The organism is Gordonia otitidis NBRC 100426 (assembly GCF_000248075.1).
In the GTDB taxonomy this organism is placed as follows: Bacteria; Actinomycetota; Actinomycetes; order Mycobacteriales; family Mycobacteriaceae; genus Gordonia; species Gordonia otitidis.
Map to the genome: position 1 here is coordinate 1 of NZ_BAFB01000163.1, position 5950 is coordinate 5950.

Annotated in this window: 5 protein-coding genes; 3 read left to right on the plus strand and 2 right to left on the minus strand. The window is 65.7% G+C overall.

Going from position 1 to position 5950, the window contains the following annotated elements:
• Positions 1-1264, plus strand: a 1264-nt coding sequence (locus GOOTI_RS16070; protein WP_007239666.1) for an NAD(+) synthase, incomplete at its 5' end; no start/stop codon positions are given.
• Between the two features lie 560 nt (positions 1265-1824).
• Here GOOTI_RS16070 and GOOTI_RS16075 read toward each other — a convergent pair.
• Both GOOTI_RS16075 and GOOTI_RS16080 read right to left on the minus strand, forming a co-directional pair.
• A complete protein-coding gene (locus GOOTI_RS16075) occupies positions 1825-2982 on the minus strand; it encodes an acyl-CoA dehydrogenase family protein (RefSeq protein WP_007239667.1) in 1158 nt (385 codons plus the stop codon).
• 32 nt (positions 2983-3014) lie between these two features.
• Positions 3015-4211: an acyl-CoA dehydrogenase family protein gene (locus GOOTI_RS16080; protein WP_007239668.1), complete on the minus strand. Its 1197-nt coding sequence runs from the start codon at positions 4209-4211 to the stop codon at positions 3015-3017.
• 214 nt (positions 4212-4425) lie between these two features.
• On the opposite strand from GOOTI_RS16080, the gene GOOTI_RS16085 reads away from it, so the two are divergent.
• Positions 4426-5565, plus strand: a complete 1140-nt coding sequence (locus GOOTI_RS16085) for a thiolase family protein (RefSeq protein WP_007239669.1) — start codon at positions 4426-4428, stop codon at positions 5563-5565.
• On the plus strand, positions 5562-5950 hold a 389-nt coding region (locus tag GOOTI_RS16090), incomplete at its 3' end, for an AMP-binding protein (RefSeq protein WP_007239670.1). The genes GOOTI_RS16085 and GOOTI_RS16090, both read left to right, overlap by 4 nt.

The following is a 5950-nucleotide window of genomic DNA, read 5'->3' on the forward strand; positions in this document are numbered from 1 at the left end:
ATTGCTCGCTCGCAGTACGGGATTCGAGACGAGCGAGCAGCTCATCGTCGCCGACGTCGATCTCGACAGGTTGCGGCAGGAACGTATTCGCATGGGCAGCTTCCACGACCAGGTGGGCGACCTCAAGGAACAACTGAAGTCGTTGCGCCACATCGACTTCGAGTTCGGCGACCTCGACGTCGACGACGACCTGCGCCGTTCGGTTGCACGCTTCCCGTTCGTACCCGCCGACGCGGGCGACCGTGACGAACGATGCCGCGAGGTGCGTGACATCCAGGTGCAGGGCCTTGCCGCCCGACTGCGTGCCACGGGTATCGAGAAGGTGATCATCGGCGTGTCCGGTGGTCTCGACTCGACGCTCGCGCTGCTCGTCGCCGTCGACACCTTCGACCGACTCGGCCTGCCGCGCACCAACATTCTCGCGTACACGATGCCGGGGTTCGCGACGGGCGGAGCGACACTGCGTCGCGCACACGTGTTGATGGATTCGCTCGGTGTCAGTGGAACCGAGCTCGACATCCGTCCGTCGTGCGAGCAGATGCTCGCCGACCTCGGGCACCCTTACGCCAAAGGCGAGAAGGTGTTCGACGTCACCTTCGAGAACGTGCAGGCGGGCGAGCGCACGTCGCACCTGTTCCGCCTGGCCAACTTCCACGGCGGCATCGTCCTCGGAACCGGCGATCTGTCGGAGCTCGCGCTCGGCTGGTGCACCTACGGTGTCGGCGATCAGATGTCGCACTACAACGTCAACACGTCGGTCCCGAAAACGTTGATCCAGTACCTGATTCGGTGGATGATCTCCACCGGCCAGTACTCCCGGGAAACCACCGACACCCTCGCCGAGATCCTCGACGACGTGATCTCGCCCGAGCTCGTGCCGCCGGGAGAAGACGGTGCGATCCAGAGCACCGAGGACACCGTCGGCCCCTACGAACTGCACGACTTCTTCCTCTACTACCTCACCCGCTTCGGCTATCGCCCCGACAAGATCGCCTACCTGGCCGGGCAGGCGTGGGGCGACCGGGAACGCGGCGCGTGGTCGGAGCTGATCGCTCACGAGCGTCGGAATGCCTACGATGCCGCGACCATCGACCACTGGCTCTCGACCTTCCTCAAGCGGTTCATGAGCAACCAGTTCAAGCGCACCGCGATGCCGAACGGCCCCAAGATCGGCTCGGGTGGGTCGCTCTCGCCGCGCGGCGACTGGCGCTCGCCGTCGGATGCCTCCGCCCGCACCTGGCTCGACCAGCTCCATGGGCGCTGAGGGCGCGGCTGCTGGGCCGCGGCCCCGCCAAACCCCGTCGACGGCACCGGGAATTGTGTCGACGGCACCGCCGAGCCCGGCGGCGGCGCGGTGAGGCGCGGCAGGGGTGCGCGCCCGGAGGCTGAAAGTAGGGGAAGGGGTTCTTCCGCGAGGTTTTGCCCGTTCCGCTAGTTGTTTCTGGGGGAAGGGGCCGGAAGTAGGGGAAGGGTGGGCCGGTGCGCCGACGGCACCGGGATTCGCGCCGACGGCACCGCCGAACCCGTCGACGGCACCGGGAGTCGGGCTGGCGGCGCGGTGAGGCGCCGTGGTTGGTGCGCGCCCCGGGGCAGAAGTAGGGGAAAGGGTTCTTCCGCGGGTTTTCGCCCGTGCCGCTAGTTGTTTCTAGGGGAAGGGCGGGAAGTAGGGAAGGGTGCGTCGGTGCGCCGACGGCACCGCCTAAGTCGCCCACGGCACCGGCATTCGCGCCGGCGGCACCGGGTTTCGCGCCGACGGCACCGGCGTTCGGGCCGAAGGCACCGGGAGTCGGCCCATTCGGGCCGACGGCACCGACGCCGCCGGCCCTACAGCCCCAGGTCCTTGGCGATGATCGTCTTCATCACCTCGTTGGTGCCGCCGTAGATCCGGGAGACGCGTGTGTCGGCGTACAGCCGGGCGATGGGGTATTCGGTGATGTACCCGTACCCGCCGTGGAGTTGTAGGCACTTGTCGATGACGCGCCCCGCGGTCTCGGTCGCGAAGAGCTTGGCGCGCGCGGCGTCGGCGACCGACAGTTCGCCTCGGTTGTGCAGAATCAGTGCCTGGTCGACGAACTGCTGCACCGCGGCGACGTCGGCCGAGCACTCCGCGAGGACGAACTTGGTGTTCTGGAACGAGGCGACGGGCTTGCCGAAGACATCGCGCTCACGGGTGTAGGCAAGGGCATGCTGCAAGGCCGCATTCGCGGTGGCCGACGCTCCGATGGCGATACTCAGCCGCTCCTGCGCCAGGTTGTGGGTGAGGTAGGAGAAACCCTTGCCCTCCTCGCCGAGCCGGTCCTCGACGGGCACGCGTACCGACGTGAACGACAGCTCCGCGGTGTCTGACGCCTTGAGGCCGATTTTCTCCAACTTCCGCCCGACGGCGAAGCCCTCAGAGGTGGTGTCGACGACGAGAATCGACAGCCCGGCACGACGGTTGTCCGCATCGAACGGTGCGGTGCGGCAGACCACGAGGATGCGGTCGGCCAGCGCACCGCCGGTGATGAACGTCTTCGCGCCGTCGAGGATGTAGTGGCTGCCGTCCTCGGAGAGTTTGGCCGCCGTCGAGATGTTGGCGAGGTCGGAGCCCGTGCCCGGTTCGGTCATCGCGATGGCGAACATGATGTCGCCCGAGGCGAATCCGGGCAGCCAGCGCTGCTTCTGCTCGTCGGTGGCGTACTCCATCAGGTACGGCAGAATCAGATTGGTGTGCACCGATTCGCTGCCGAAGGTCACGCCCGCGAGCGCGGTTTCCTCCGACACGACAAGCGAATACGTGAAGTCGTGCACACCACCGCCGCCGTACTCCTCGGGCACCTCGATGCCGAGCACCCCGAGTTCGCCGAGCTTGCGGTAGAAGTCGCGTGGCGGATGCCCCTGCTGCTCCCACTCGTGGTGAACCGGAACGACCTCCTTGGCGATGAAGTCGCGAATCGTCTTGCGGAACGTCTCATGGTCTTCGTTGAATACGATGCGCTGCACGGTTTTCCCTCCGTAGTCGTATGTTGCTTCGTTCAGTGGACGGCGTACTCGCGCAGCAGTCCCTTGCTGATGATCTGCTTCTGGATCTCACTCGTGCCCTCGCCGATGAGCAGGAACGGTGCCTCGCGCATGAGCCTCTCGATCTCGAACTCCTTCGAGTAGCCGTAGCCCCCATGGATGCGAAACGACGCCTGGGTGACCTCGGAACAGTATTCGCTGCACAGATACTTGGCCATGCCCGCGGCGACGTCGTTGCGTTCACCTGAGTCCTTGAGCCGCGCCGCATTCACCATCATCAGGTGCGCGGCCTCGACCTTGGTGGCCATCTCGGCGAGGCTGAACGCGATCGCCTGGTGCTCGGCGATCGGCTTGCCGAAGGTGAAGCGCTGCTGCGCATACTTGATGGCGAGTTCGAAGGCGCGCTGCGCGACCCCACAGGCACGCGCCGACACATTGACCCGCCCCACCTCGACACCGTCCATCATGTGCGCGAAGCCGCGGCCGGACACTCCGCCGAGGATGTCGTCGGCCGACGCCCGATAGTCGTCGAAGATCATCTCGGTGGTGTCGATGCCCTTGTAACCCATCTTCTCGATCTTGCCTGGGATGGTCAGTCCGGTGACCACCTCGCCGAATCCTGCGGGCTTCTCGATGAGGAACGTGGTCAGATTGCGATGCGGCTTGTCGGCGCCCTCGTCGGTGTGCACAAGAGCCGCAACAAGAGTCGACGACGCTCCGTTCGTCAGCCACATCTTGGCGCCGTTGACGGTGTACGAACCGTCGTCGGCGAGCTTGGCGTTCGTCTTGATCGCGGCGACGTCGGATCCGAGGTCTGGTTCGCTCATCGAGAATGCGCCTCGAACCTCGCCGGTGGCCATCCGCGGCAGGAATCGTTGCTTCTGTTCGTCCGTGCCGTGCTGACGGAGCATGTAGGCGACGATGAAGTGGGTGTTGATCACCCCCGAAACGCTCATCCACCCGCGTGCGAGTTCTTCGACGCAGAGCGCGTACGTCAGCAGCGATTCGCCGAGACCGCCGTACTCCTCGGGGATCATCAATCCGAACAGACCGAGTTCGCGCATGCCGTCGACGATCTCCTGCGGATAGGTGTCGTCGTGTTCGAGCTGCTGCGCCGTCGGAATGATCACGGTGTCGACGAACCGCCGCACCGTGGCGACGATCTCCTCCTGGGTGTCGGACAGACCGAGGGTGCCAGCGAGACGTGCCATGGTCCCAGGGTGCACCAACGACCCGGCCCGCAGGAACGGGGAGATCGGCTAACAGACCGATAGGACAAGACAATGTCACGGCTCATAGGCCGCGGCTATGACCCCGTGAACGCGAATCTACTTGTGATCACACGGGCGAAGTGGTCGGCTCGAAGTGACCGCAGGAGCCCCGTGATGGACGTAACCACCGGCGGCGGAACGAAGGGACACCCCGATGTCAGATGCAGTGATCGTCGACGCCGTGCGCACTCCGATCGGGCGTCGTAACGGCGCGTTGTCGGGGATTCATCCGGCCGATCTGTCGGCCCACGTGCTCGAGGCACTCGTGGAGCGGACGGGGATCGAGCCGTCGGCGATCGACGACGTGATGTGGGGCTGCGTCAGCCAACACTCCGAGCAGGCGGGCAACATCGCCCGCACAGCCGTGCTCGCGGCGGGATGGCCGACGACGGTGCCCGGCACCACCATCACCCGCGCGTGCGGTTCGAGTCAGCAGGCGCTGGCCATGGCAGCGGCCGCCGTGATCTCGGGGCAACTCGACGTCGTGGTCGCAGGAGGGGTCGAATCGATGAGCAGGGTCCCGATGGGAACCGCGGCCCCGAACGGCGAAAGCCAACCGGCCACTGTGCTCGACCGATTCGGCGTCGACCGCTTCAGCCAAGGCTTGGGTGCCGAGGAGGTGGCGCGACGCTGGGGCCTGGATCGAACCCAGCTGGACGAGTACTCGTTACGCTCGCACGAACTCGCAGCTGCCGCTACGGATTCGGGCGCGTTCGACGGTCAGCTCGCCACACTGCCCGGCGTTCTCGAAGGCGATGAGGGCATCCGCCGTGGCGGAACGCTGGAATCGCTCGGCAAGCTCAAGACGGTATTCGACGAGCACGGCGTCATCCACGCGGGCAACGCATCGCAGATCTCCGACGGCGCCGGTGCATTGTTGGTGATGTCGAGTGAGACCGCGGCTTCGCGCGGATTGACACCACTGGTGCGGATACACACGACCGTTGTCGCGGGGGATGATCCGGTGATCATGTTGACCGGTCCGATCCCCGCCACGGCCAAAGCGCTTGCACGGTCGGGCCTCTCGATCGACGAGATCGGGGCATTCGAGGTCAACGAGGCCTTCGCTCCGGTGCCGCTGGCATGGCAGATCGAAATGGGCGCGGACGAGAAGGCGCTCAACCCGCTCGGCGGTGCGATCGCCGTGGGGCACCCACTCGGTGGATCGGGAGCCATTCTGGCCACCCGACTTGCTCACCACATGCGCGACAACGGCATTCGCTACGGTCTCCAGACGATGTGTGAGGCCGGCGGAATGGCCAACGCAACGGTTTACGAATTGCTCGTCCGATGACACAACTGCATTACCCCGAGATCACGCTCGACGCTCTTCCGGCAAGTATGGCGGCGATGTACCCCGGCCGGAACGCCGTCGTCGATGGCGACAGAGTGCTCAGCTACACCGAATTGGACCATCGGACAGCTGCAGTGGCCGCGGGCCTGCACCGTGCTGGTGTCGACGAGAGAGACGTCATCGCCCTGCACCTCGACAACAGCATCGAGTTCGTCCTGGCCTACTACGGTGCTCTGCGTGCAGGTGCAACGGTCACACTGGTCAACCCCGCGCAGCCGGCGCCGGGCCTGCGCGCACAACTCGACGACACGAACGCGGCGGCGGTGTTCACCTCCAGCGGGCACCTCGATGTGCTCCGTGAGGCGCTCGGCGACGACTCGCTCCT